The following is a 25,700-nucleotide window of genomic DNA, read 5'->3' as shown; positions in this document are numbered from 1 at the left end:
CTCGTCTTTTCGGCATCTTGCCTGAAGTGAGCGTCGGTCCATATCCCGTCATTTCATTCTTGCAGGGTGACGGCAGGGCGGGCGCAAGCGCTACGAAATCAGGCAAAGATCAATCCGCCGGCACCGCTTCCGACAGCTGCCTGGTAACGGCGACGGCAAGAGCGGGTAAAATAGATCGACCCTTAATATCAGGCAGTTGATCTGCAGAGCTTACGTATCGCAACAATCCGGTTCGCAAATGCAAAAAATTCTTTTTGTATACTAGTTGTATTTTTAGGTTGATTTATAGCTCCCATGGGGAAATAGTGACCGCGCCTTCAACGGCAGAGCAATTCTGGGAGCAAATCAACAATGAAAAAATCGATCATCGTCGCCGGCCTGCTGGCCGCCGCTTTTGCTATCACTCCGGCCAAGGCCGACAAGCTTGACGACGTCATTTCGTCCGGCACGCTGCGTTGCGCCGTCGTGCTCGATTTCCCGCCCATGGGCGCGCGTGATGACGCCAACAATCCGATCGGCTTCGATGTCGATTATTGCAACGATCTCGCCAAGGCGCTCGGCGTCACGGCTGAAATCGTCGAGACGCCTTTCCCCGAGCGCATTCCGGCGCTGATGTCCGGCCGCGTCGATGTCGGTGTCGCTTCCACCTCCGATACGCTGGAACGCGCCAAGACGGTCGGCATGACGGTGCCTTACTTCGCCTTCGAAATGGCTGTCACCGCCAACGACAAGTCCGGCGTCAAGTCCTTCGAGGACATGAAGGGCAAGACAGTCGGTGCGACCGCCGGTACGTTCGAAGCCATAGCACTCGAAAAGACGGTCAAGGAGTGGGGTGTGGGCGAATTCCGTCCCTACCAGACGCAGGCCGATGTGTTCCTCGCGCTCAGCCAGGGTCAGATCGACGCCACCGTGTCCACCTCGACCGTTGCGCAGGCCAACGTCAAGACCGGCAAATTCGCCGGCATCTCGGTGGTCGGCAAGGCGCCCTATGACATCGACTATGTCGCGCTCTTCACCAACCGTGACGAATACGGCTTCATCAACTACCTGAACCTCTTCATCAACCAGCAGGTTCGCACCGGTCGTTACGCCGAACTCTATGAGAAATGGGTTGGCGGCGAAGTTCCCTCGCTTACCGTCAACGGCGTTTATCGCTGATCAGGATTTTTCGTAAACGGCGCGGTCGACATGACCGCGCCGTTGATCGTTTCTGAAAGGTGAGAGCGTTATGTTCAACTACACATTCCACTGGAATCAGGCACTGAAGGCTTTGCCGCAGCTGCTGGACGGTGCGGTGGTGACGCTGCAGATCGCCATTCTGTCGATGGTGATCGGTCTTTCCTTCGCTATCGTACTGACGCTGTTCCGGCTCTCCGGCAACCGCATTCTCAGTGCTTTCGCCGCCGTCTGGGTGGAGATCGCGCGCAACACACCGGCGCTGTTCCAGATTTACATGGCCCATTTCGGCCTAGGCAATTTCGGCATCCACCTCAGCCCCTTTACGGCGCTTCTGGCCGGCATCGCCTTCAATAATGCCGGTTATCTGGCGGAGAATTTTCGCGGTGCGCTGAAGGCCATTCCGGACACGCAGACGCGGTCCGGCCGTTCGCTCGGCATGACGTCGATGCAGACCTTCCGTCTCATCATTATGCCGCAGATGCTGCGCGTCGCCTTTCTGCCCGCCACAAACCAGATGGTCTGGGCGATCCTGATGACCTCGCTCGGAGTCACGGTCGGCATGAATACGGATCTTGCCGGCGTCACGCAGGCCTTGAACGCCCGTTCGTTCCGCACCTTCGAATTTTTTGCGCTCGCCGCGGTCATCTATTACGTGATCGCCAAAATCGTCACCCTCGCCGCCAGAATGCTGGCCTGGCGTCTGTTCCGTTACTGAGAGAGGTGCGCCATGTTTGAAACCGCTCTCACCTGGAGTGATCTCGCCTTCCTTGCCAAGGGTGCGGGGATGACGCTTGCCGTCACCGCCGTCGCCGTTACGGCAGGCACCCTCATGGGGATCATCTTCGGCGTCATCCGCTTTCAGTTCGGGGCATACTGGTCCCTGCCGCTGACCTTTGTGCTGGATATTTTCCGCTCCGTGCCGCTGCTCATCCAATTGGTGCTTGGCAACGCCTTCCAGTCGATCGCCAAGCTCGGCTGGCCGCCCTTCACGACTTCCTGCGTGGTGCTGTCGCTCTATACGGCGGCCTATTGCACGGAGATCGTTCGCGGCGGCATTGGCGCCGTTCCGTCCAATACCCGCCGCGCCTGCCGGTCGCTGGGCATGACCTGGTCGCAGGACATGCGCTACATCGTGCTGCCACTCGCCACCCGCGTGTCGTTGCCTTCGTGGATTGGCCTGACGCTCGGCGTCATGAAGGATTCCGCGCTGGTGCTGTGGCTCGGCCTCATCGAGCTTCTGCGCGCCTCGCAGATCCTCGTCACCCGCCTGCAGGAACCGCTGACCATTCTCATGATCTGCGGCGCCATCTACTTCCTTATCAGCTTCCCCATCGCCCGTTTCGGCGGGTATCTCGAAAGACGGTGGTCCCCCAATGATTGAGATCGAAAACGTCCGCAAATCCTTCGGCCCGCTGGAGGTTCTGAAAGGGATCAACCTGACCGTCAATAACGGTGAGGTCGTCACCATCATCGGCGGTTCCGGCTCCGGCAAGTCGACGTTACTCACCTGCATCAATGGCCTTGAGCCGATCGACAGCGGCAGGATCGTCATTGACGGCACCGAGGTGCACGCCAAATCGACCGACCTCAACAAGCTGCGCCGCAAGGTCGGCATCGTCTTCCAGCAATGGAACGCCTTTCCGCATCTGACGGTGCTGGAAAACGTCATGCTGGCGCCACGCAAGGTGCTCGGCATTTCGAAAGAGCAGGCCGAGGAAATCGCGGTAAAGCAACTGACCCATGTGGGGCTTGCCGAAAAGCTGAAGGTCTATCCCAACCGGATGTCCGGCGGCCAGCAGCAGCGCATGGCGATTGCGCGTGCGCTTGCCATGTCGCCGCAATACATGCTGTTCGACGAAGTTACCTCCGCGCTCGACCCGATGCTGGTGGGCGAGGTGCTGGACACGCTGAAGATGCTGGCCGACGAGGGCATGACGATGATCTGCGTCACCCATGAAATGGCCTTCGCCCGTGATGTGTCGAACCGCGTCGCCTTCTTCCATCAGGGCGTGATGGCGGAAATCGGCACGCCGGATCAGCTTTTCGGTGCGCCGCAGCATGCCGAAACGCAGAAATTCCTGTCGAGCGTGCGGTAATGCCAGCAAACGATGTCATCGTCATAGGGGCCGGCGTTGTCGGCCTTTCGGCGGCAATCGCCGCGCAGACGCGCGGTCTTTCGGTCACGGTCATCGATCGCGAAGGTCCGGCGGCAGGTGCGTCCGCAGGTAATGCCGGTGCCTTCGCTTTCACCGATATCCTGCCGCTCGCATCGCCGGGCATTCTCTGGAAGGCGCCGAAGTGGCTTCTCGATCCGCTCGGTCCCCTCAGCGTGCCGCCGGCCTATGCGCTGAAGATCGCGCCGTGGATGTTCCGTTTCTGGCGGGCCTGCGCCGCCTCCAGGGTGGAGCATTCCACCGCTGCCCAGACAGCGCTGATGGATCTTTCGAAATCCGAGCTGGAACCGTTCCTCAAAAAGACCGATACGATCACCATGCTGCGCAAGGAGGGCAACCTTCAGGTCTATGAAAGCGAGGCGGAATTCGAAAGCTCGCTTGCCGGCTGGAAGGTGCGCGAGCGGCACGGCATCGAGTTCCGGCATCTCAACGCCGAGCAGATGGCCGATATACAGCCCGGCATCGCGCCGCGGTTCACCTGCGGCACGTTTACACCCGGCTGGCATTCCATTGCCGATCCGAAGCTTTATACGCTGACCCTTGCCGAGCATTTCCGCACCATCGGTGGTCGTATGGAGCGCCTCGATATCGCCGCGCTCAGACCGCTGGAAGATGGCATCGAGGTGGTGAGTTATGACGGGCGAACCCGCAAGGCCGGCAGGGTCGTGCTGGCGGCGGGTGCTTTTTCGCATCGCATCGCCCGTTCGCTAGGGGAAAAAATTCCTCTGGAAACGGAACGGGGGTATAATACCACGCTGCCGTCCGGCGCCTTCGATCTGCGCACGCAGGTGACCTTCGGTGGTCATGGTTTCGTCGTCACGCGGCTTTCCACCGGCATTCGCGTCGGCGGCGCGGTGGAACTGGGTGGGCTTGAACTGCCGCCAAATTTCGCGCGCTCGGAGGCGCTTCTGGCCAAGGCGGCGAGCTTCCTGCCGGGCTTGAAAACCGAAGGCGGCAAGCAATGGATGGGTTTCCGCCCGTCGCTGCCGGACAGTCTGCCGGCGATTGGCGCGGCACGGCACACGGCGCGGGTGGTCTACGCTTTTGGCCATGGCCATCTGGGGCTGACGCAATCGGTGGGTACGGCCCGCATCGTCGCCGATCTTCTGACGGGGCAAAAACCCGTCATCGATACAAGGGCATTTTCGCCGCAACGTTTCTGACGGGGATTTTCAATGTCTTCTTCCGTTTCGACAACAACAGTTCCTCAGGCGTGCAGCATCCTGCCCGGCGCGGCTGAAGGCGTGGTGATCGCCACCACTGAGGCGCTGAGTTTCTGGGGCGGCGTCGATCCCGCCACCGGCAAGGTGATCGACGTTCATCACCCGCTGCACGGCGTCTGTCTGACCGGCGGCGTGCTGTTCATGCCGTCGAGCCGCGGCTCCTGCACCGGTTCGGGCGTGTTGCTCGATCTTGTCCTGACGGGCCGCGCGCCCTCGGCGCTGGTTTTCTGCGAGGCCGAGGACGTGCTGACGCTCGGCGCGCTGATCGCTGCGGAAATGTTCGGCAGGCCTTTGCCGGTGCTGCGCCTCGACGCGGAGAACTTTGCTCGATTTTCCCAAGCCGCACATGTCCGTCTCAATGAGAAGACCATCGAGGCCGATGGCGTTTCCCTCGTAATCGCGCCGCCGGCGACGGCGCATCTCGATCTCAAGGATGACGATCGGGCAATGCTCGAAGGCCGCGACGGCGTTGCCGTGCAGCAGGCGATGCACATCATCGTCGCCATGGCCGCCCAGCAGGGGGCGTCAGCCCTTGTCGATGTCACGCAGGGCCATATTGACGGCTGCATCTATGCCAGCCCCGCCAATCTCACTTTCGCGGAAAAAATGGCGGAGATGGGCGCAAGCGTGCGTGTGCCGACGACGATGAACGCCATTTCTGTGGACAAGGCAAACTGGCGCGCGCAAGGCGTGCCGGAGGATTTCGGCGATCCGGCCGCAAGGCTGGCGGACGCTTATGTGCGCATGGGCTGTCGGCCCACATTCACCTGTTCGCCTTACCTGCTCGACAGTGCACCGCAGGCCGGCGATATGATTGCCTGGGCGGAATCGAATGCGGTGATCTTCGCCAATACGGTTCTCGGCGCGCGCACCGCGAAGCATCCGGATTTTCTCGATCTTTGCATTGCCTTGACGGGCAGGGCGCCGCTTTCCGGCGTCTATCTGGAGGAAAACCGCCGCCCGCAGCGCATCGTTGATGTCGCTTTGCCTGAGGGTATAGATGATGCCTTCTGGCCGCTCGTCGGTTATCTGGCTGGCAAGGCTGCACCCGAGTGCATTCCGCTCCTGCGCGGTCTAGGCGCTGCCAGTCCTTCGCGGGATGATCTGAAAGCACTATGCGCCGCTTTCGGCACCACCTCCGCAGTACCCATGCTGCATATCGAGGGTGTGACCCCGGAAGCCGGGCTTGCGCCTGTGAAAACAGCCGAGACCGTCACCATTTCGCTTGCCGATATGGCCGCCGGCTGGTCGCTTCTGAATGAGGGGCCGGAGGATGTGCAACTCGTCGCCATCGGCAGCCCGCATGCCTCGCTGGAGGAGTGCCGCGCGCTCGCGATTACCTTCGCCGGCCGCAGGCGTCATGCGGATGTCGCCGTCATCGTCACTGCGGGACAGCAGGTCATCGACGCTGCGGACCGGGATGGCACCCTGCAAGGCCTGTATGATAGCGGCGTGCAGGTGCTGCCGGATCTCTGCTGGTGTTCGATTTCCGAGCCGGCCTTTCCGACAAAGACCCACACCCTGATGACCAATTCCGGCAAATACGCCCATTACGGCCCGGGCCTCAGCGGCCGCGCGGTGCGCTTCGGCAGCCTTGCCGACTGCGTTGAAAGCGCGCTGACCGGCCGTGCCATCTCCCGTCTTCCCTCCTGGCTCTGTTAGAGCGCGTCCAGGCGCTTTCTATCCCTGGTTTTTCGACGCATGTTTACTGGAAATTCTCTAGAGGAGCTTTGAATGCGCAGTATCAAGACCATTCACGTCATTTCCGCCCACGCGGAGGGTGAGGTGGGGGATGTGATCGTCGGTGGCGTCAGGCCTCCGCCAGGCGAGACGATCTGGGAGCAGAGCCGTTTCATCGCCCGCGATGAGACCCTGCGCAATTTCATGCTGAATGAGCCGCGCGGCGGCGTGTTCCGTCACGTCAACCTTCTGGTGCCGCCGAAACATCCGGACGCGGACGCCGCCTTCATCATCATGGAGCCGGAAGACACGCCACCCATGTCCGGCTCCAACTCCATCTGCGTGTCCACCGTGCTACTGGATGGTGGCATCGTTCCGATGCGGGAGCCGGAAACGCATATGCTGCTGGAAGCGCCGGGCGGGTTGGTGAAGGTGCGTGCCGAATGCAGCAATGGCAAGGCCGAGCGGATTTTCGTGCAGAATCTGCCGAGCTTTGCCGCACGGCTGGATGCCGAACTCGAGGTCGAAGGTCTTGGCGTTCTCAAGATCGATACGGCCTATGGCGGAGACAGCTTCGTCATTGTCGATGCCGAAGCGATGGGCTTTAGCCTGAAGCCGGAAGAAGCGCATGACATCGCCCGCCTCGGCGTGCGTATCACCAATGCCGCCAACAAGGCTTTGGGTTTCGAGCATCCCGAAAACCCGGACTGGCGGCATTTTTCCTTCTGCCTGTTCGCTGGCAAGGTGGAGCGCACCACCGAAGGTTTACGGGCAGGGGCGGCCGTGGCCATCCAGCCGGGCAAAGTGGACCGTTCGCCGACCGGCACCGCACTTTCAGCCCGCATGGCGGTGCTGCATGCGCGTGGTGAGATGAAGGAAGGCGAGTCGCTGACCGCCGTATCGCTCATCGGTTCAACCTTCACCGGCCGCATTCTAGGAACAACAACGGTCGGCGATCGCCCGGCCATCCTGCCGGAAATTTCCGGCCGCGGCTGGATCACGGGCATTCACCAGCACATGCTCGATCCTTCCGATCCATGGCCGGAAGGGTATCGCCTGACGGATACATGGGGTGCGCGATAAAGCGCAAGAAATCTCGTATGAGCTGGGCAGTTTGATATGCCCATACGTTGCCACTCGTTTCTTCTCCCTGCCGGGGAGAAGGCGAAAGGTGCACCCGCTCGCCAATAGCGTATGCCGTACCTGCCGCTAATCACCCGCCCGCTTCGTCGTCTCCCTGACGATCAACTCAAATCCCACATCCACGCGCGCACCTTCGGGAACGGCAGCGCCTTTTTCCGCTTCCAATATGGAAAGCAGCAATTCGCCCGCTTTGCGGCCAATCATCTGGGCGTCGACCCGGATCGTCGAAATCGCCGGATAACATTGCCTGCCTATGTCGAAGTCACCAAAACCGAGGATGGAAATGCGTTCGGGAACATTGATGCCTCGTCGATGGCACTCCATCAGCGCACCGACGGCGGAAATATCGGAGACTGCGAAAATCGCCTCGACATCCGGTTCCCTCGCCAGCAGCGAGCCGAGCGTTTTTGCCCCGTGATCGTAAGATACGGGGGCGCTGCCTTCGCGGATGATGAGGTTGTCGGCAATGCCGGCTTCGCGTAGCGCGGCACCAAAACCGAGGAGGCGGCTTTCGCCGCGCCAGTCCTTCACATCGCCATCAGCGCGGGAACCGAGCGCACCGATTCTGCTATATCCAAGTGATATCAAATATTTGGCGGCGTTTCTTCCCACTTCGTAGTTGGAAAAGCCAACGGCGTGGTCGATGGGATGCTCGGGAACGTCCCAGATTTCCACGATCGGGATGCCGGCGCGCATCAAAACTTCGCTCGCCATCTTGGTATGTACGGTTCCAGCTACCACTATGGCGTCAGGGCGGCGCTCCATCATGGTGCGGATGACGCGTTCCTCTTCCTGCAGATCATACATCGTATAGCCGATCAGCAATTGGTAGTCGGCGGCCCGGAGCGCATTGGCGAGCCCTTGCGCGCTGTCGGCGAAGTTGGAGTTGGTGAGCGTCGGCAGGATGGCGGTGATGAAATTGGTACGACGGGAGGAAAGCGAACCGGCGATCCGGTCCGGCACATATCCCAGTTGCTCGATGGCTTTCATCACCTTCCGGCGCGTGTCTTCAGACACCAGCGCCGGATCGGCCAGCACCCGCGAGACGGTCATCTTGGAGACGCCCGCGAGTTTGGAGACGTCGCTCATGGTTGCTTTTTTTGACGTGACTAACGCTGCGGCCAAGGGCGTGCGCTCCACCAAAGCATGTCTCCCTGAATTCGAACCAGTTCAGGACAAGACATACACGAAGATATCAAGGGAAAGCACGCCGCATGATCACCGATCAGTGCGGCGTGCACCGGATTTATGCGATGCGGCTATAGACGAGGTGATAAAAGCGCCCGTCGCACATGCTCATCATCTCGTCCGTCAGCGCCCGGCCTTCCAGCCTGACCGGCGAAACCAGCGCTTCTTCGACGGCTTCCATGGAGGGATAGTCGATTTCCTGTACCATGATGATCGCTGCTGCGTCCGGGTCTGTGCGCTCGGTGCGCATCACCCGCACGGCCTGCGCGTTGGGCATACGCCTCCAGACCGGCAGAAGTTTCTCCTCCACGATCCGGAAAAACTCCTCCTCCCGGCCGGGATGGATCTTGCCTTCAAAAATTGCCGAGCGCGTATACATGGTTTCCTCCCGAATGAATGCCTGATGCAACAGATCTGTAGATCGGACTTGCAATGATACCGATAACATGCATTATTGATCATGCCAAGAACGTGAACTGGTATCGACAAGAGGAAAATCGATAACCGGCGAAAATTGTTGAATTTCATCGGAAATTCCAACGATTTTTGACTTTTGCGTCTCCTTGGGAGGAGTTTTTTATAAACCGCGTCAAAATGTTATCGAGAACATTTTTCGGTTTTGGCAAGGCCGCTGTTCCCGTTCGGGCAGCCACTAAAAGGTTGGAGGAGAGACCATGAGCATTTCCAGATTTTTGAAGAACATGACCGTTGCGGTCGGTGTTGCCGCCGCTACACTTGCTGCGTCAACTTCGGCCTATGCCGTTTCACTCAGCGAGATCACCGCACGCGGCAAGGTCAAGATCGGTGTCCTTACCGGTGCGCCGCCAATGGGCATGGTGGATGAGAAGGGCAATCCTTCCGGATACGACGTGGATGTTGCAAATCTGATCGGCTCTTACCTGTCGCTGCCGGTCGAACTTGTGCCGCTGACGCCGCCTGCGCGTATTCCGGCCCTTCAGACCGGCAAGGTCGATTTCCTCGTTGCGACGCTTGCGCCAACCGGCGAGCGCGCCAAGACGGTCATGTTCACGCAGCCCTACAGCGCGTTCAACATGGACATCATTTCCGGCAAGGACCAGAAGTTCGAAAATCTGGAGAGCCTGAAAGGCAAGCGCGTTTCGGTCAATCGCGGTTCATCGCAGGAAACCGCGCTGCGCAAGGCCAATATCGAAGGTCTCGAAATCGTCGTCTACGAGGATGATTCTACCAGCGCGCAGGCTCTGCTTGCCGGTCAGGTGGATGCCGTAGCGCTGCCGTCCACGGTTGGCGAGGCGATCATCAAGCAGCGCCCGGAAGCCGGTCTGCAGGTTGGTTTCACCTTCTTCCAGCAGGGCAACTCCATGGCGACGAAGCTTGAGGATCTCGAGCTGCGTCAATGGCTGAACACCTCCATCTATCTCATGAAGATGTCGGGCGATCTCGACCGTATCTCGGTGAAGTGGACCGGTCGTCCGCTGCCGCAATTGCCTAGCTTCTGATTGAGCCTTTCAACGCGTCCGCCGGAACAAAAGCTCCGGCGGGCCGGGAAATGTCAACGGAGTGACGCATGTCCTATACATTCCAATTCGGCGCGCTCGCCCAATATCAGAACGAGATTCTGAACGGCATATGGCTGACGATCAAACTGTCGGTCCTCTCCATCGTGCTCGGCTGCGCTTTCGGTATTCTTCTCGCCTCGCTGCGCTCCATCAATGGCGGCATCGTCCGCATCATGGTGGATGCCTATGTGGAGGTGATCCGCAACACGCCGTTCCTGGTGCAGCTTTTCATCGTCTATTTCGGTCTGCCGGGTCTCGGCTTTCGGGTGGGGGCGGAGACTGCAGCGCTGATCGGCATGACGATCAATCTTGCCGCCTATTCCACGGAAATCATCCGCGCCGGCATCGAGGCGGTGCACAAGTCGCAGATCGAGGCGGGTGAAGCTTTGGGTTTCACCAAGTACCAGATCTACCGTCACGTCATCATCGTGCCGGCCATTGCCAAGGTTTACCCCTCGCTTTGCAGCCAGTTCGTGCTGATGATGCTGGCATCGAGCATATGCTCGGCCATTTCCACGCATGAGCTTGCGGCCGCCGCAGCCTTCGTGGAATCGCAGACCTATCGCTCCTTCGAGGTCTATATCGTCGTCACGCTTATCTACCTTGCGCTGGCGCTCAGCCTGCGGCTCATTCTTGCCCTCGTCGGCATGTGGCTGTTCGGCCGCCGTGTGGCCCGCAAGACGATGACCGCTTTGCCGGAGGTGCAGTCATGACTCTTCGAACATTTGGCTGGAACGAGTTCGGTTTCCTGTTGAGCGCCCTGCAATGGACCGTACTTCTGACGATCATCGCGCTCATCGGCGGCGGTATTGTTGGTTTCCTTATCGCGCTTGGCCGCACCTCCAATCTGAAGGCGCTGCGCATCGCGGCCGGCACCTATATTCAGGTCATCCAGGGCATTCCGGTGCTGATGATCCTGTTCCTGTCCTATTACGGCCTCAGCCTTGCCGGACTGGAACTGCCACCGCTGATCGCTGCCGGTGCGTCCATGACGATCTATACATCAGGTTACCTCGCCGAAATCTGGCGTGGCTGCATCCAGGCGGTGCCGAAGCAGCAATGGGAAGCGTCGGAATCGCTGGCTCTGACCCGTGCGCAGCAATATCGCTACGTCATCCTGCCGCAGGCGATCCGCATTTCCCTGCCGCCGACCGTCGGCTTTGCCGTTCAGGTCGTCAAGAATACGTCCATCGCATCGATCATCGGTTTCGTCGAACTGGCGAGAGCGGGGCAGCTTATCAACAATGCCACGTTCCAGCCGTTCCGCGTCTTCGTCGCGGTGGCCGTGCTTTATTTCATCGTCTGCTACCCGTTGTCCCAGCTGTCGCGTTGGCTGGAAAGGAGGCTTCATGCCGGAAGTAATCGTTGAAAACGTTCACAAGAGCTTTGGCGCTCTGGAAGTCCTGAAAGGCGTGTCGCTGTCGGTCGGTCGCGGAGAAGTCTTCGCGCTCATCGGCCGGTCGGGTTCGGGCAAGAGCACGCTGCTGCGCTGCATGAACGGACTGGAAAAGATCAATTCTGGCCGTATCGAGATCGCCGGTCATACGCTTGGCGAAGATGCCAGGGCGTTGCGCAAGCTGCGCACCGATGTCGGCATCGTTTTCCAGAGCTACAATCTTTTCCCGCATCTGACGGTCGGTGAAAACATCATGCTCGCCCCGCGTATCGTCAAGGACGTGGCGAAATCGGAAACGAAGGACATTGCCCGCGAGGTTCTGCAACTTGTCGGCCTGTCGGAGAAGTACGATTCCTATCCCGACCAGCTTTCCGGTGGTCAGCAGCAGCGCGTTGCAATCGCCCGTTCGCTCGCCATGCGGCCGAAGGTGATGCTGTTTGACGAGGTGACCTCTGCGCTCGATCCCGAACTGACGGAAGAGGTGCTGACGGTTATGGAAAACCTCGCCAAAGGCGGCATGACCATGATCCTCGTCACCCATGAAATGGCCTTTGCGCGACGCGTGGCAACTGAAACCATCTTCATGCACAAGGGTAAGATCTGGGAGCAGGGCCGCTCAGCGGAACTTTTCGCCAATCCGCAAACGCCGGAACTCCGGCAATTCGTCAAGGCCGATGTGAGATAAGCCACCGGCGCAAAGGAAATCCCATGACAACCGAAATTTTGCAACTGTGCCCGCTGATCCCGGCACTGGAAGAAGAACTCGCGCAGCGCTTTACCGTGCATCGCCTGTTCGAGGCTACAGATAAAGTCGCGCTCCTTGCCGAGAAGGGAGCGCCAATCCGTGGCGTCGTCACCGGAGGCCATATCGGCCTGCCGGCAGATATCGGTGCGGCGCTGCCCAAGCTTGAAATCGTCGCCATCAATGGCGTCGGTTTCGACAAGGTCGATCTGGCCGAAGCCAAACGGCGCGGTTTCCGCGTCTCCAACACGCCGGATGTGCTGACAGCCGATGTCGCCGATCTGGCGCTCGGCCTTGTTCTGGCGCAGGCACGCAAGCTGCCGCAGGCGGACCAGCATGTGCGCACGGGCCAATGGCTGAAGGGCGATATGGGGCTTTCCACCCGGGTTGCCGGCCGCCGTTACGGCATTTTCGGCCTTGGCCGCATCGGTCAGGCGATCGCCAAACGACTTGAAGGTTTCGATGCGCGCATTTCCTACACCGCCAGAAATCGCCGTGATGTTCCCTACGACTATTTCGACAGCATCGAGGCGCTGGCTGCCAATTGCGACGTGCTGATCATCGCTGCCGCCGCCACTGCCGAAACACGCCATATCGTCAATGCGGATGTTCTGAGCGCCCTCGGGCCGCAGGGCGTGCTCGTCAATGTGGCGCGCGGTTCGCTGGTGGACGAAAAGGCACTGGTCGAGGCTCTTGCCAGCGGCAGGATCGGCGGCGCAGCACTTGATGTCTTCGAAGATGAACCGCGTGTGCCGGAAGCGCTTTTCGCTTTCGACAATGTCACGCTCGCCCCACATGTCGGCAGCGGCACGCACCAGACACGGCGGGCCATGGCCGATCTCGTTCTCGCCAATCTCGATGCGCATTTCGCTGGCAAGAACTTGCCGACGCCGGTGGCATGACAAACCCTATATGATGCAATAGAGGCGGACGGCGTCCGTGTTTTCCGGTGCCGTCCCCTTCGCACTATCCGGCCGCTTGTCGACGCGGCGGTAAAAGGCTGTATACTCAGCAATCTTCCCGTTGTTCACATTTATATAATACGTATAGTCCTACTATTCTGCCTTCTTATGCAGTAATGAGGCGGATAGGTGCGTTCCAAAGGCCCGAAGACATCCTTGCAGAACCGGTCGCCGAGAACGAAACCCGGCGAGGCTGTCGTGTCATCCGTCATTCCCATAACGGGCGAAAACGCTCACCCGTCCTACCGGCATACGCTTCTGGAAGCGATGATCGACCATGTGCCGGATTTCATCTATGCCAAGGATCTGGAAGGCCGTTTCCTCTTCGCCAACCGCGCCATCGTCGCCGAAAACGGTTTCGACACCGTCGAGGAACTGATCGGCCTTACCGACTCCGATATTCACGGCGATGCGGCGCACCTTGCCGGCATTCCGGAGACAGAGGCACGCGTGATGCGCACCGGAGAGCCGGATCTCGGTTATGAAGAGCGCGCCATGCGCGGTGATATCGACCGCTGGCTGATGATGTCGCGTGTGCCGCTGAAGGACAAGGCCGGCAACATTATCGGTGTGGTCGGCGCCTCGCGGGATATAACTCAGAAAAAGGCCTCGGAGAGACTGCTTCAGGCGCAGGCGCGCATTCTTGAAATGATTGTGGCAGCGGCGCGTATCGAGGATTTTCTCGTGGAGTTTGTCAAGGCCATCGAAAATCTCGCCACCGGGCTTGCCTGCGCTGTTCGTGTGTTCGATGCGGCGGCGGGCGAACCCTCGGTCTATACCTCGCCGGCGCTCGCGCAGCATGCGGAGCTGGCAGCACTAGTTTCCAGCGTCAGCGATCCCGAGGACCTCACCCCTCCGAGAGATCATATTGCCTTCAGTTTCGACATTCCGGCCAGCGAAGGCAAGGCGCACGGCTTTGTCTGGTGCATGCTGGCGGGCCGTGAGCCGGATGCGGCGCTTTTTGAGTTTATCGGCGCTGCGGCGCGTATGGCGGGTCTCGCGATCGACCGCAAACGGGCAACGGAACATATCGCCTTTCTCGCCGATCACGACATGCTGACCCGGCTGCCCAACCGCCGTTTTCTGGATACGAGGCTGCCGGAAATACTGGCGGCGGCGGGCAAACACAGGCGGAAGGTTGGCATCGGCTTTCTCGATCTCGATAATTTCAAGCAGATCAACGACACGCTGGGCCACAGCATCGGCGATGCGTTGCTGTCGCAAACGGCCGAGCGCATCGCGCGCAGCCTCGGGCGAAACGATCTTGTGCTGCGGGTGGGCGGCGATGAATTCGTCATCATTCTGGAGAACCAGAAGGATGATTTCGAAAACCGCCTGCAGCGCATCCGGGCGGCGGTCTCGCAGCCGTTGCGTCTCGGCAATTACGACATCAAGGTCACATGCAGCATCGGCATGGCCTTTTTCCCGGAGCACGGGGAAACGACGGCGGAAATCGTCGCCGCTGCCGATCTTGCCATGTATGAGGCCAAACATAATGGGCGCAATGGCATCGCCACCTTCACGCCGCGCATGGCGGATGACCTGAGGAAAAAGTTCACCCGTATCGAGGAACTGCGCAAGGCGGTGGCGAAGGACGAGCTGGTGCTGCATTTCCAGCCGCAGGTGGATCTTCTCACCGGGCGCATCAGCGGCGTCGAGGCGCTGGTGCGCTGGCAGCATCCGGCGGAGGGCCTGCTGGGTCCTGCGGAATTCATCGGGCTTGCCGAAGAGACCGGCCTCATCGTGGAACTGGGGGAAAACATTCTGAAAAAAGCCTGCCGTCAGGCGCAGGCGTGGGTTGCCGCTGGCCTGTCCCCCGTCAAAATGGCGGTCAATATTTCGCCGAGGCAGTTCCAGAGCGGGCTTGTGGAGCAGATCAAGTCGGTGCTGAAGGAAACCGGTCTTGCGCCATCCCTGCTGGAAATCGAAATCACCGAGACCCTTATCATCCAGGATGTGGAAACATCCGTGCGGATCATGCAGGCCATCAAGGAGATGGGCGTCAGCCTGGCGCTGGACGATTTCGGCATTGGTTATTCCTGTCTCGGCATGCTCAAGACCTTCCCCTTGTCGTGCCTGAAGATAGACCGGTCGTTCCTCACCCACCTGCCGGAAAAAACCAAGGACAGCGCCATTGTCTCCATCATGATCCAGCTTGCGGGATCTCTGGGTATCGATGTCGTCGCCGAGGGTGTGGAAACCCGTGAGCAGGCGGCATTTTTGCGCGCCGCCGGTTGTCCCTATGGACAGGGTTATTATTTCAGCCGTCCGGTGCAGGCGGAACTGATCGAGGGCATGCTGGCGAACATGACGGCATTCCCCACCGGTTTGTCCAGCGATATGCAATAGGCCCCGCCCTGGCGGGCCCGCTATGCGTCGGACCGGCCGGGCTGAACTGGCGGTGCCATCGCTCTCCTTCGCATCCATTCTTGCAATGAAGGCCCGACTGGCTTGATTGCCCCAAACGAAAGCTGACGCATTCTCGATCCTTTGCCGGGTCGAGCATGAGTAATATCGTGTTTTCAAATTTAATGTATTTGTTATTTATGTAATTATAAATAAGTAATAAATTTGGTAATTTCGAAATAAAATACAGAAGTACTGTATATTAAACTGTTAATTTATTGCATTTATACCACAAGATTTTATTGTGTACTTTTGTTGTATTTGTATTTGTTCGATTTGAATTGCGAGACTCCATTACTTTCTGTCATTTGCTGAATCAGCGCAGAGAGGCGGGCGGCAGGGAAAAGACCACCCTCAGTTTTGCGCATTCGTTGAAAAATTTTTGACTGGAGATTAAAAATGAACATCAAGAGCCTTCTCGTCGGCTCCGCTGCCGCTCTCGCAGCAGTATCCGGCGCCAACGCTGCCGACGCTATCGTCGCTGCCGAGCCGGAAGCCATGGAATATGTTCGCGTCTGCGACGCCTTCGGCACCGGCTTCTTCTACATCCCCGGCACCGAAACCTGCCTGAAGTTTCAGGGCTACGTCCGTTTCCAGACCGAGTTCGGCCGTGACAAGGCTGGCAAGTCTGACTGGGATTCGTTCACACGCGCCCAGTTCGAAGTTGACACCCGCACCGACACCGAGCTCGGCGCTCTGCGTGGCTTCATCGGCTTTCGTGGTAACGCTGACACGGGCTCTGCCGCTGCATCGACCACTTCTGGTTCGAGCGACAAGGGTTCAGCAGTTTTTGTTGATCAGGCCTTCATCGAAATCGCTGGCCTTAAGGTCGGTAAGTTCCTGAGCTGGTGGGACGATGGTCTCTCTGGCGAAACGGACGATGTTGCCACCAACGCTCTGTTTAACTCCATTCGTTACACCTATGACGCGGGTTCTTTCTGGGCAGGCGTTTCGGTTGACGAACTCGAAGGCATCGCGGTCAGCACCTTCAACAAGAACAACAACACCAGCAACAATGTTGGCGTCGTTGTTGGCGCTGGCGCGAAGCTCGATAGCGTCTCTCTGCAGCTCATCGGTGGTTACGACACTGATCGCGAAAACGGCTCTGTTCGCCTGATCGCAACGGCTGGTGTTGGTCCTGGCACGCTTGGCCTGTCCGGTGTTTGGGCTTCCGGCGCAAACGCTTACTACAATGCTTCCGAGTGGGCAGTTGCCGCTGAATACGCCATCAAGGCAACCGACAAGCTGAAGATCACCCCCGGCTTCCAGTACTACGGCAGCTACGGTCTCGTTTCGTTCGACGAATTCTCGAACAACGATGCCTGGAAGGCTGGTCTGACCGTTGATTACAAGATCACGGACGGCCTCACTGCCAAAGTTGCTGCAAACTACCTCGACGTAGACACCAAGCCTGAAGCTTGGACCGGTTTCGTCCGCCTGCAGCGTTCGTTCTGATAGCCGACATAAAAAGCATAAACCGGGTTAGACAACTCAGATCCACCCCGTTCTCGAACGGGTGAGTAACTAGCTCCAGTCAAAGTTCCTGACATACGTCAGGTTTGCTCCCCGGACCCTCCAGACCGGGGAGTTTTTGTTTCGGACGAAAGATCGAGCATGTTTTTGTCAACAATGTCATTGCGGGCATCTACAAGCGTGTGATGCGTCTACCGTCTTCGAGGTCATGGTTGCCATGTCGAGCGCGAAGCGCCGGAACCGGCGGCAAGCTTCCTGTGCGTTCACTTCGCAGGGTTTGCGACAAAGCCCGCCTCGCTCTAGTGTCCGCTTTCGCACCGGTCCGCAGAATGGTCGTGTGCCATGGGAGGCAGGATGATCGATAAGCTGGAGTTTTTCATAGCGCTCGCGCGTGCGGAGCATTTCGGGCGCGCCGCGGAGGAGTGCGGAATTTCGCAGCCGACGCTGTCCGCAGCTATCCGGCAGTTGGAAGATCAGCTGGGCGTCGTGCTTGTCGTCCGCGCGGCACGATATCAGGGACTGACGCCGGAGGGACAGCGGGTTCTCGAATGGGCAAGGCGCATCGTTGCCGATACACGCACTATGCGGGAGGAAATGCGGGCTGCGCGCAAGGGTCTTGCCGGACACATCCGGCTTGCTGTCATTCCCACTGCTCTCGCCATGGTGCCACGACTGACCGAACCGTTTCAGGCGCGTCACCCAGCCGTCACCTTCTCCGTCACCTCCCGGACTTCATTGCAGGTCCTCAGCCAGATCGAAAATCTCGAAATCGACGCGGGAATCACCTATCTCGACAACGAACCTCTGGGACGGGTAACGACGGTTCCGCTTTATTCGGAGCGATATCACCTCATTGCGGCAGCCGGCACGCCGCTTGCCGATCAAGAGAGCGTGACCTGGAAGCAGGTTTCCGGTCTTCGGCTTTGTCTATTGACTTCCGACATGCAAAACCGCCGAATTATCAACAAGCACATGGCGGAAGCCGGTGTCGAGGCGAAGCCCACGCTTGAATCCAATTCGATGATCGTGCTGTTTTCGCATATCCGCACGGGGCAGTGGGCCTCGATCATGCCGCGTAACATCGCGGAATCGTTTGGCTTTCCAAAACAGATCCGAATGATCCCCATTGTCGAGCCGGATGCCGAGCATCTTGTCGGCCTGATTGCCACCTATCGTGAGCCCCATACGCCGCTCGTATCCGCGCTGTTGCATGAGGCGCGATTGCGTGCAGCAGCCTCTGCTTTTGATAGAAATTTCCTATCGACTGACGGAAAGACGATATTGACCTGATCCTGGTCCGCTAGCCATTCTTTCACCATCAGGCAGCGTGGTGCACCGGGACAGGATGTGGAGGTCCCCCGGTCCAGATACCCGCCACCTGTCGGTTTGGGAGGACTGGCTCATGAATATTCGTGCTGTCGCCGTGGACGAGGCGACGCGTTTGCAGGCTATCATCGATGACTGTCTGCATCTGGAAGGGCCAATGCTGCCTATCCTGCATAGGGTGCAGGAAGAATTCGGCTATGTGCCGGAAAGCGCAAAGCAGGTCATCGCCCTGGCGCTGAACGTATCCCGTGCGGAAGTGCATGGTGTCGTCAGCTTTTATCCCGATTTCCGCGATCATCCTGCTGGGCGTCATGTGTTGAAGCTCTGTCGGGCCGAGGCTTGCCAGTCGATGGGCTGCGAGCCTCTTGCCGAAACCATCAAGGAAAAACTCGGCGTCGATTGGCACCAGACGGCAGCCGATGGTTCGGTGACGCTTGAGCCGGTCTTCTGTCTCGGGCTCTGCGCCCAGGCACCCGCTCTGATGCTGGATGGTGAAGTTCACGCCAGAGTGGATGAACACTGTCTTGGCGACATTCTGGCGGAGGTGCGCCGATGAGCGTGACCGTTTTCGTCCCTTGCGATTCCGCAGCCCTTGCCGTTGGCGCAGATCGCGTCGCGGATGCTATCCAACGCGAGGCCACATCCCGGAATCTCGATATTCGCCTTGTCCGCAACGGTTCGCGTGGGATGCTTTGGCTAGAAGTACTCATCGAGGTCAGTACCGGTCATGGCCGGATTGCCTATGGCCCAGTCAAAGCCGCAGATGTGTCCGGCCTGTTCGACGCGGATTTTTTGGATGGTGGCGATCATCCGCTCTGTCTCGGGCTGACCGAGGAAATCCCGTTCCTGAAAAACCAGACGCGTCTGACCTTCGCGCGCTGCGGCGTGACCGATCCGCTTTCTCTGGAAGACTACCGCGCCTATCAGGGCATGAAGGGGCTGGAAAAGGCGGTTTCGATGCCACCTGCCGAGATCGTCAAACAGGTCACCGATAGCGGGCTTCGCGGACGCGGTGGCGCCGGTTTCCCGACTGGTATCAAGTGGAAAACCGTGGCGGATGCCGCCGCTGATCAGAAATACATCGTCTGTAATGCGGATGAGGGCGACAGCGGCACCTTTGCCGATCGCATGATCATGGAAGGCGATCCCTTCGTGCTGATCGAGGGCATGGCCATTGCCGGTCTTGCGGTTGGGGCAACGAAGGGCTTCATCTACACCCGCTCCGAATATCCCCATGCGATCAGAACGATGGAAAAAGCCATAGACGTCGCCCGGCGAGAAGGGGTGATCGGCGCGTCTGTGCTCGGCTCGGGCCATGCGTTCGATCTCGAGGTGCGCATGGGTGCCGGAGCCTATGTGTGTGGCGAAGAAACCTCGCTGCTCAACAGCCTTGAAGGCAAGCGCGGCACGGTGCGCGCCAAGCCACCGCTTCCCGCCCTGCAAGGCTTGTTTGGAAAGCCGACGGTGGTCAACAATGTCATATCGCTGGCTTCGATCCCGGTGATCATGGATCGCGGCGCGGCCTTTTACCGGGATTTCGGCATTGGCCGCTCGCACGGCACGATCCCGATCCAGCTTGCCGGAAACATAAGGCATGGTGGGCTTTACGAGACCGCTTTCGGGCTGCCGCTCGGGCAATTGGTCAACGAGATCGGCGGCGGCACCATTACGGGCCGCCCTGTCAAGGCGGTTCAGGTCGGCGGCCCACTGGGCGCTTATTTTCCCGTGTCGCTGTTCGATACGCTGTTCGACTATGAGGCATTTACCGCCGCAGGCGGCCTGATCGGTCATGCGGGGATCGTCGCCTTTGACGACACTGCCGATATGCTGCGTCAGGCACGTTTTGCCCTTGAGTTCTGTGCGGTGGAAAGTTGCGGAAAGTGCACGCCATGCCGGATCGGCTCGACACGCGGCGTTGAAACGGTCGACAAGATTTCCCGTGGAATAGAGACCGAGCGAAACACGGCGCTGCTGGAGGATCTCTGCGAAACGATGAAGTTCGGTTCGCTCTGCGCGCTTGGCGGTTTTACGCCCTATCCCGTCATGAGCGCACTCCGGCATTTCCCTGAGGATTTTGCACCCATCCCACGTGTCGAAGCAGCGGAGTAAGACCATGGCCCTTGTATCTGAATTCGACTACGGAACGCCGAAGTCCACCTCGACCGAGATGGTCACGCTGACGATCGACGGCCGCGAGATCACCGTGCCGGCGGGAACCTCCATCATGCGTGCTTCGAGGGAAGCGGGCATCGATGTTCCCAAACTCTGCGCCACCGACATGGTCGATGCCTTCGGTTCCTGTCGCCTCTGTCTTATCGAGGTGGAGGGCCGCAACGGCACCCCTGCCTCCTGCACCACGCCGGTCGCTTCCGGCCTTGTCGTCCACACCCAGACGGAGCGCCTGAAGCAGATCCGCAAGGGCGTGATGGAACTTTATATCTCCGACCACCCGCTCGACTGTCTCACCTGCGCCGCGAATGGCGATTGCGAGTTGCAGGATATGGCGGGCGCGGTCGGCCTGCGCGATGTGCGTTACGGTTACGACGGCGACAACCATGTGAAGGCCCGTGCCGGCGATGGCGGCCTTAACGCCAACTGGATGCCCAAGGACGAGAGCAACCCGTATTTCACCTATGATCCGTCGAAATGCATTGTCTGTTCCCGCTGCGTGCGCGCCTGCGAAGAAGTGCAGGGAACGTTTGCGCTGACCATTGAAGGGCGCGGCTTCGAAAGTCGTGTTTCGCCGGGTGCGCATGAGGCGTTTCTGGATTCTGAGTGCGTTTCCTGTGGTGCCTGTGTGCAGGCCTGTCCGACGGCGACGCTGACTGAAAAATCGGTGATCGAAATCGGCCAGCCTGAACATTCGCTGGTTACCACCTGTGCCTATTGCGGTGTCGGCTGCTCGTTCAAGGCGGAGATGCGCGGCGAAGAACTGGTCCGTATGGTGCCGTGGAAAGACGGTCAGGCAAACCGCGGGCATTCCTGCGTCAAGGGCCGCTTCGCTTATGGTTATGCCAGCCACCGCGACCGCATTCTCAATCCGATGGTCCGCGAAAAGATCAGCGATCCATGGCGCGAAGTGACGTGGGACGAGGCATTTTCCCATGTCGCCTCCGAATTCCAGCGCATTCAGGGCCAGTATGGCCGCGAATCCATCGGCGGCATCACCTCGTCCCGCTGCACCAATGAAGAGACGTTTCTGGTCCAGAAGCTCATTCGCGCCGGTTTCGGCAACAACAACGTCGATACCTGCGCCCGCGTCTGTCATTCGCCGACGGGTTACGGGTTGGGGCAGGCGTTCGGCACCTCTGCCGGAACGCAGAATTTCGACTCCGTCGAACATTCGGATGTTGTCCTCGTCATCGGCGCCAACCCGACGGACGGGCACCCGGTGTTCGGCTCACGCCTGAAGAAGCGCCTGCGTCAGGGTGCCAAGCTGATCGTCATCGATCCGCGCCGCATCGATCTCGTTCGCACGCCGCATGTGGAGGCGTCGTTCCATTTGCCGCTGAAGCCTGGAACGAATGTTGCGGTGCTGACAGCCCTTGCCCATGTCATCGTCACCGAAGGATTGTTCGACGAAGCCTTTATCCGCGAGCGTTGCGACTGGTCGGAATTTGAGGACTGGGCAGCCTTCGTGGCGGAACCGCAGCATGGCCCGGAGGAAACCGAAATCTTTACCGGCGTTCCCGCCGAGGAGCTGCGTGGTGCCGCCAGACTCTTTGCCAAGGGCGGCAATGGCGCGATCTATTACGGGCTTGGTGTCACCGAACATAGCCAGGGTTCCACCACGGTCATGGCGATTGCAAATCTGGCCATGGCGACCGGCAACATCGGCCGGCCGGGTGTGGGCGTCAATCCACTGCGCGGCCAGAACAATGTGCAGGGTTCCTGCGACATGGGGTCTTTCCCGCACGAGCTTCCCGGCTATCGCCATATTTCTGACGATGCCACCCGGGAAATATTCGAAAAGCTCTGGGGCGTTACCCTCAACAACGAGCCCGGACTGCGCATCCCCAACATGCTGGATGCAGCCGTCGATGGCAGTTTCAAGGGCATCTACATTCAGGGCGAAGACATTCTCCAATCGGACCCTGACACCAAGCATGTTTCAGCCGGCCTTGCCGCGATGGAATGTGTTGTCGTGCACGACCTGTTCCTGAACGAGACGGCGAATTACGCGCATGTCTTCCTGCCTGGTTCCACCTTCCTCGAAAAGGACGGAACCTTCACCAACGCTGAACGCCGCATCAATCGCGTGCGCAAGGTCATGTCGCCGAAGAACGGCTATTCGGATTGGGAGGTCACCCAGAAGCTGGCGCAGGCCATGGGGCTGAGCTGGAACTATACGCATCCGTCGCAGATCATGGACGAAATTGCCGCCACGACGCCGAGCTTTGCCGGCGTTTCCTATGACTATCTGGAGAGCAGAGGCTCGGTGCAGTGGCCCTGCAACGAAAAATTCCCCGAAGGCTCGCCGATCATGCATGTGGACGGGTTCGTGCGCGGCAAGGGCAAGTTCATCCGTACCGAATATGTGGCGACGGACGAGCGCACCGGTCCGCGCTTTCCGCTTCTGCTCACTACCGGCCGCATTCTGTCGCAGTACAATGTCGGCGCGCAGACACGACGCACCGAAAACGTCGTCTGGCATGAGGAGGATCGTCTTGAAATCCATCCACACGATGCCGAGCAGCGCGGCGTCAAGAATGGCGACTGGATCAAGCTCGCCAGCCGTTCCGGCGACACGACGCTGCGGGCGCTGATCACCGATCGCGTTGCGCCGGGGGTGGTCTACACCACCTTCCACCATCCGGGTACGCAGGCAAACGTCATTACCACCGACTACTCCGACTGGGCGACCAACTGTCCGGAATACAAGGTTACTGCGGTTCAGGTATCGCCCTCGAACGGGCCGACCGAATGGCAGGAGGAATATGATGCGCTGGGCCGCCGTTCGCGGCGGATCGCAGGCAAGCTCGAGGCGGCCGAATAATCGGGGCCGGGGCGATCCCGGCCTTTTTGAAAACGTGAACGTCGTCCGTCAGGCGGCGCGGGGAAAACAGCCATGTTGCTTAATCACACCGACGAAAAACTGGTGAGAATGGCGAACCAGATCGCGACTTTTTTCCTCTCCCAGCCGGAGGATATCCGCGTAGAGGGTGTCGCCACCCACATTAACAAATTCTGGGAACCCCGTATGCGCAAACGGTTTTTCGAGATAGTGAATGCCGGTGCCGGAGACTTTCTGCCGCTGGTGCTTGCAGCAGCGCTCAAGATCAAGAGACCCGGGGTGCCCGCCGCCGATGCGGTCGGGCTTGGCGAGGATGCCAAGGGAACGCCGGAGGGCAAGGGTGCCGCTGCCGGCGAGTCCCTTTCCGAACCGAGCATTCCCGAAACCACGTAAAAGCAGGCGGTAAAACGCCGCGAACAGGTATCGCCGGGTGGGGGACATCCGGCGGTCTAGGTGACGCCCGGTCAATGCGGCCAATGGGGGCGTATCATGGTTGTCCAGACATTCACGAGGGAGGTAGTGTCGATGGCAGTAGCAGAGGTATCGGCGGGACGAACGGCGCAGGCCGGGCTTCTGGACCGCGAACGCATCATAGCAAAACCGGGCTTCAACCGCTGGCTGGTGCCGCCTGCGGCATTGGCCATTCACCTGTGCATTGGCATGGCCTATGGCTTCAGCGTCTTCTGGCTGCCGCTGTCCAAGGCGCTGCCGGCGACGGATCCCAGTTGCGCCAGCCTCACCCTTGTCGGGGCGCTGTTCACCACTGAGTGTAACTGGCGTGTGGCCGATCTCGGCTGGATCTATACCCTGTTCTTCGTATTGCTCGGATGCTCGGCGGCGATCTGGGGCGGCTGGCTGGAAAGGGTGGGGCCGCGCAAGGCCGGCTTCGTTTCCGCCTGCTGCTGGTGCGGCGGCATTCTGGTTGCAGCCCTTGGCGTGATGACGCACCAGCTCTGGCTGATGTGGGTCGGAGCAGGTGTCATCGGCGGCGTTGGTCTTGGCCTCGGTTACATCTCGCCGGTCTCGACATTGATCAAATGGTTTCCTGACCGTCGCGGCATGGCGACCGGTATGGCCATCATGGGTTTTGGCGGCGGTGCGATGATCGGCGCGCCACTTGCCAATCTCCTGATGAATACCTTCAAGACGGAGATTTCCGTCGGCGTCTGGCAGACATTCGTCGTCATGGCGCTGATCTATTTCGTCTTCATGATGGCGGGCGCCTTCGGTTATCGCATTCCACCGGCGGGCTGGCGTCCGGAAGGCTGGACGGCCCCGGCGGCCAAAAGTGCCATGATCACCAACCGCCATGTTCATCTGCGCGATGCGCACAAGACGAAGCAGTTCTGGCTCATCTGGGCGGTCCTGTGCCTCAACGTGTCAGCGGGTATTGGCGTGATCGGCATGGCATCGCCAATGCTGCAGGAAATTTTCGCCGGTTCGCTGATCGGGCTGCCCGGTGTGGGCTTTGCCGAGCTGGATGTCGGCCAGAAAGGCCAGATCGCCGCCATTGCGGCGGGTTTTACCGGTCTGCTTTCGCTGTTCAACATCGGTGGCCGCTTCTTCTGGGCGTCGATGTCCGACAAAATCGGCCGCAAGAATACCTATTTCTGTTTCTTCGTTCTCGGCATCATTCTCTATGCGCTGGCCCCCACGCTGGCGACGATGGGTTCCAAGGCGTTCTTCGTTCTGGCACTAGGTATCATCCTGTCAATGTATGGCGGTGGTTTCGCAACCATTCCCGCCTATCTTGCCGATATCTTCGGCACGCAGTTCGTCGGCGCAATCCATGGTCGTCTGCTGACGGCCTGGGCAACGGCGGGCATTGCCGGGCCGGTGGTTGTCAACTACATCCGCGAAGCACAGATCGCGGCCGGTGTCGCGCCGGGGCCGGCGCTCTATACCAGCACGATGTATATATTGGCGGGCATGCTGGCGATTGGCCTTATCGCCAACGCGCTGGTGCGGCCGCTGCCTGAGAAATGGTTCATGCCGGATGCGGAAGTGGCTGCACTGCAGGCCAAGACCGCCGCCGCCAATGCCGGGCCCACCGGTTCCTTCGGCATTGGCAGGGGCGGCCTCGATGCCAAGGCCGTGCTGGCCTGGGCCGCAGTTGGCATACCGCTTCTCTGGGGCGTGTGGGTGACGGTTAAAAGCAGCCTCGTGTTGTTTGGCTGAGTGCGACAGCCATCAGATCGTCCGGGCAGCCCTGTGGCTGCCCGGATTTGTTTTCAGGCCTAGGCGGTGTGGACGGAT

The 25,700-nt window shown here is 59.5% G+C and carries 22 protein-coding genes; 20 read left to right on the top strand and 2 right to left on the bottom strand.

Translation table 11 applies throughout. The features are described 5' to 3' along the window. Window positions 1-351 precede the first annotated feature (351 nt). The 7 genes from RS75_RS13970 (at window position 352) to RS75_RS13940 (ending at window position 7,339) form a co-directional block, all read left to right on the top strand. Complete coding sequence (locus tag RS75_RS13970) at window positions 352-1,158, top strand: ABC transporter substrate-binding protein (RefSeq protein ID WP_045021398.1); 807 nt, start codon at window positions 352-354, stop codon at window positions 1,156-1,158. A gap of 70 nt (window positions 1,159-1,228) precedes the next feature. Next, entirely contained in the window at window positions 1,229-1,894 is a 666-nt protein-coding gene (locus RS75_RS13965) for an amino acid ABC transporter permease (protein ID WP_045021397.1), read from the top strand. Between the two features lie 12 nt (window positions 1,895-1,906). Then, window positions 1,907-2,560, top strand: a complete 654-nt coding sequence (locus RS75_RS13960) for an amino acid ABC transporter permease (RefSeq protein ID WP_045021396.1) — start codon at window positions 1,907-1,909, stop codon at window positions 2,558-2,560. Continuing rightward, a complete protein-coding gene (locus tag RS75_RS13955; protein ID WP_045021395.1) occupies window positions 2,553-3,275 on the top strand; it encodes an amino acid ABC transporter ATP-binding protein in 723 nt (240 codons plus the stop codon). The genes RS75_RS13960 and RS75_RS13955 overlap by 8 nt, the downstream gene beginning before the upstream one ends. Beyond that, a complete protein-coding gene (locus tag RS75_RS13950) occupies window positions 3,275-4,516 on the top strand; it encodes an NAD(P)/FAD-dependent oxidoreductase (protein WP_045021394.1) in 1,242 nt (413 codons plus the stop codon). The genes RS75_RS13955 and RS75_RS13950 overlap by 1 nt, the downstream gene beginning before the upstream one ends. A 12-nt stretch (window positions 4,517-4,528) precedes the next feature. Further along, a complete protein-coding gene (gene lhpI, locus RS75_RS13945; RefSeq protein ID WP_045021393.1) occupies window positions 4,529-6,238 on the top strand; it encodes a cis-3-hydroxy-L-proline dehydratase in 1,710 nt (569 codons plus the stop codon). Between the two features lie 72 nt (window positions 6,239-6,310). Continuing rightward, window positions 6,311-7,339, top strand: coding sequence for a trans-3-hydroxy-L-proline dehydratase (locus RS75_RS13940; protein ID WP_045021392.1), 1,029 nt, complete (start codon window positions 6,311-6,313; stop codon window positions 7,337-7,339). A gap of 126 nt (window positions 7,340-7,465) precedes the next feature. Here the strand turns inward: RS75_RS13940 and RS75_RS13935 are convergent, their stop codons facing one another. Beyond that, entirely contained in the window at window positions 7,466-8,488 is a 1,023-nt protein-coding gene (locus RS75_RS13935) for a LacI family DNA-binding transcriptional regulator (protein ID WP_045021391.1), read from the bottom strand. Between the two features lie 157 nt (window positions 8,489-8,645). Next, complete coding sequence (locus RS75_RS13930) at window positions 8,646-8,966, bottom strand: hypothetical protein (RefSeq protein WP_045021390.1); 321 nt, start codon at window positions 8,964-8,966, stop codon at window positions 8,646-8,648. Window positions 8,967-9,261: 295 nt separating this feature from the next. On the opposite strand from RS75_RS13930, the gene RS75_RS13925 reads away from it, so the two are divergent. The 13 genes from RS75_RS13925 (at window position 9,262) to RS75_RS13865 (ending at window position 25,622) form a co-directional block, all read left to right on the top strand. Continuing rightward, window positions 9,262-10,065, top strand: a complete 804-nt coding sequence (locus RS75_RS13925) for a transporter substrate-binding domain-containing protein (RefSeq protein WP_045021389.1) — start codon at window positions 9,262-9,264, stop codon at window positions 10,063-10,065. A gap of 68 nt (window positions 10,066-10,133) precedes the next feature. Beyond that, window positions 10,134-10,838, top strand: a complete 705-nt coding sequence (locus RS75_RS13920; protein WP_045021388.1) for an amino acid ABC transporter permease — start codon at window positions 10,134-10,136, stop codon at window positions 10,836-10,838. Then, window positions 10,835-11,494, top strand: coding sequence for an amino acid ABC transporter permease (locus RS75_RS13915; RefSeq protein ID WP_045021387.1), 660 nt, complete (start codon window positions 10,835-10,837; stop codon window positions 11,492-11,494). Before RS75_RS13920 ends, RS75_RS13915 begins: the two co-directional genes overlap by 4 nt. After that, window positions 11,475-12,206 (top strand): amino acid ABC transporter ATP-binding protein, encoded by a 732-nt coding sequence (locus RS75_RS13910; protein ID WP_045021386.1) that lies wholly within the window; start codon window positions 11,475-11,477, stop codon window positions 12,204-12,206. The genes RS75_RS13915 and RS75_RS13910 overlap by 20 nt, the downstream gene beginning before the upstream one ends. A gap of 23 nt (window positions 12,207-12,229) precedes the next feature. Continuing rightward, window positions 12,230-13,165 carry a 2-hydroxyacid dehydrogenase gene (locus RS75_RS13905; protein ID WP_045021385.1) on the top strand — a complete coding sequence of 312 codons (936 nt, stop codon included), beginning with the start codon at window positions 12,230-12,232 and terminating at the stop codon, window positions 13,163-13,165. A 189-nt stretch (window positions 13,166-13,354) separates the two neighbouring features. Further along, window positions 13,355-15,574, top strand: a complete 2,220-nt coding sequence (locus tag RS75_RS13900) for a putative bifunctional diguanylate cyclase/phosphodiesterase (RefSeq protein WP_407691542.1) — start codon at window positions 13,355-13,357, stop codon at window positions 15,572-15,574. Window positions 15,575-16,030: 456 nt separating this feature from the next. After that, on the top strand, window positions 16,031-17,086 hold the full coding sequence (locus tag RS75_RS13895; protein WP_045021384.1) for a porin: 1,056 nt from the start codon (window positions 16,031-16,033) through the stop codon (window positions 17,084-17,086). 372 nt (window positions 17,087-17,458) lie between these two features. Beyond that, window positions 17,459-18,394 carry a LysR family transcriptional regulator gene (locus RS75_RS13890; RefSeq protein WP_045021382.1) on the top strand — a complete coding sequence of 312 codons (936 nt, stop codon included), beginning with the start codon at window positions 17,459-17,461 and terminating at the stop codon, window positions 18,392-18,394. Window positions 18,395-18,506: 112 nt separating this feature from the next. Further along, complete coding sequence (locus tag RS75_RS13885) at window positions 18,507-18,986, top strand: formate dehydrogenase subunit gamma (protein WP_045021380.1); 480 nt, start codon at window positions 18,507-18,509, stop codon at window positions 18,984-18,986. Next, entirely contained in the window at window positions 18,983-20,539 is a 1,557-nt protein-coding gene (locus RS75_RS13880; protein ID WP_045021378.1) for a formate dehydrogenase beta subunit, read from the top strand. Before RS75_RS13885 ends, RS75_RS13880 begins: the two co-directional genes overlap by 4 nt. A gap of 4 nt (window positions 20,540-20,543) precedes the next feature. Continuing rightward, the gene (gene fdhF, locus RS75_RS13875) at window positions 20,544-23,426 is read left to right on the top strand and encodes a formate dehydrogenase subunit alpha (protein WP_045021376.1); all 2,883 of its coding nucleotides are present in this window, start codon (window positions 20,544-20,546) and stop codon (window positions 23,424-23,426) included. 72 nt (window positions 23,427-23,498) lie between these two features. Beyond that, on the top strand, window positions 23,499-23,837 hold the full coding sequence (locus RS75_RS13870) for a formate dehydrogenase subunit delta (RefSeq protein WP_045021374.1): 339 nt from the start codon (window positions 23,499-23,501) through the stop codon (window positions 23,835-23,837). A gap of 132 nt (window positions 23,838-23,969) precedes the next feature. Continuing rightward, the gene (locus tag RS75_RS13865; RefSeq protein WP_045021372.1) at window positions 23,970-25,622 is read left to right on the top strand and encodes an OFA family MFS transporter; all 1,653 of its coding nucleotides are present in this window, start codon (window positions 23,970-23,972) and stop codon (window positions 25,620-25,622) included. Window positions 25,623-25,700 lie beyond the last annotated feature (78 nt).

This window comes from Rhizobium nepotum 39/7 (assembly GCF_000949865.1).
Classification (GTDB): Bacteria; Pseudomonadota; Alphaproteobacteria; order Rhizobiales; family Rhizobiaceae; genus Agrobacterium; species Agrobacterium nepotum.
This window is presented reverse-complemented; position numbering and strand designations above follow the sequence as displayed.